Genomic DNA, 1,704 nt, shown 5'->3' with positions numbered 1-1,704 from the left:
ACATCCATAATCTGATAAAGATCGATGCCGGTGTTCGCGTCCATCCGCTTCAGGACCGCGACCAGCACTTCCAGCGGTGTGTTGCCCGCCCCGGCGCCCAGGCCCGCGACCGAGCCGTCGATGCGCACCGCGCCCGCTTCGATGGCGGCCAGGGAGTTCGCAATCGCCATGCCCATGTTGTGGTGGCCGTGGAAGCCGATTTCGATCTCGCTTGGCAGTTCCGCGCGCAGCAGGCCGATCTTGGTGCTGACCTCATCCGGCAGCATGTAACCGGCGGAGTCGGTGCAGTAGATGCAGTTGGCGCCGTAGCTGACCATCAGTTTGGCCTGCTCCAATACCTTCTCTGGAGTGATCATGTGCGCCATCATCAAGAAGCCAACGGTGTCCATGCCCATCTTGGCCGCCAGGCCAATATGCTGCTGGGACACATCCGCTTCGGTACAGTGGGTGGCGACGCGGATGGTGTTCACGCCACAGTCTTTTGCCATCTTCAGATGATCCACGGTGCCGATACCCGGCAGCAGGAGGGCCGAGATCTTGGCCTGTTTCATCTGCGGCACCACGGCCTTTAAATACGCTTCATCGCTGTGCGCCGGGAAGCCGTAGTTCACCGAGGCACCGCCGAGTCCGTCACCGTGAGTGACTTCGATCAGCGGCATACCGGCCGCGTCCATCGCGCTGGCGATCCGCACCATCTCGTCCAGACTGATTTGATGACGTTTAGCATGCATGCCGTCACGCAGGCTCATGTCATGCAGGATTACGTGTTTGCCCTTCAGGTTCATTCTGCTTTCTCCCCTTAACCGCGTGCCGGTAATGTGATGACGCCTTGTGCCGCTTCTTCCGCAAACATCTCAGCGGTGCGCAGCGCGGCCGCGGTCATGATGTCGAGGTTGCCGGCGTATTTCGGCAGGAAGTCGCCGAGGCCTTCGACTTCCATAAACATGGAGACACGCGGGCCATCAAAGATCGGGCCGTTGACCAGGCGGTAACCGGGCACATACTTCTGCACCTCTTTGACCATGGCCTGGACAGACTCGGTGATGGCGGCCTGATCCGGTTCGCCCTCCGTTAAGCAGTGCACAGTGTCGCGCATGATCAGGGGCGGTTCGGCTGGGTTAATGATGATGATCGCTTTGCCCTGCTGTGCCCCGCCGACCTTCTCAACCGCACCGGCCGTGGTGCGAGTGAATTCGTCGATGTTGATGCGCGTACCGGGACCCACCGAGCGTGAGGAGACGGTGGCGATGATCTCACCATAGGCCACCGGCTGCACACGACTGACCGCCGCCACCATCGGGATGGTCGCCTGGCCACCGCAGGTGACCATATTCACGTTCATCTCCAGGTTACGGGCATGATCCGCGAGGTTGACCGGCGGCACACAGAAGGGGCCGATCGCAGCGGGCGTCAGGTCGATCATGATCACCCCCAGCTCATTCAGCTTACGGCTGTTCTCCGCATGTACATACGCGCTGGTGGCATCAAAGGCGACGCGGATATCGTCTTCGATCACGTGCTTAAGGATGCCATCGACCCCTTCCGCACAGGTTTTGATCCCCATCTCGCGTGCCCGCTTCAGGCCTTCGGATTCCGGGTCGATCCCCACCATCCACACCGGCTCCACCCATTCGGAGCGCTGCATCTTCATCAGCAGATCGGTGCCGATATTGCCCGGACCGATAATCACCGCTTTTAATTTTT

The 1,704-nt window shown here is 60.3% G+C and carries 2 protein-coding genes; both read right to left on the bottom strand.

Annotation, left to right across the window (positions count from 1 at the left end):
• Nucleotides 1-785 (bottom strand): 4-hydroxy-2-oxovalerate aldolase (gene dmpG / locus E1H14_RS13080; protein WP_149391925.1); only part of this gene is annotated, 785 nt, incomplete at its 3' end.
• A gap of 14 nt (nt 786-799) precedes the next feature.
• The coding region (locus E1H14_RS13075; RefSeq protein WP_235017465.1) for an acetaldehyde dehydrogenase (acetylating) at nt 800-1,704 on the bottom strand (905 nt) is incomplete at its 5' end.

The organism is Nitrincola tapanii, assembly GCF_008368715.1.
Lineage (GTDB): Bacteria > Pseudomonadota > Gammaproteobacteria > Pseudomonadales > Balneatricaceae > Nitrincola > Nitrincola tapanii.
Note: the sequence above shows the minus strand (reverse complement) of the source record. Positions and strands in the feature narration are given on the sequence as shown.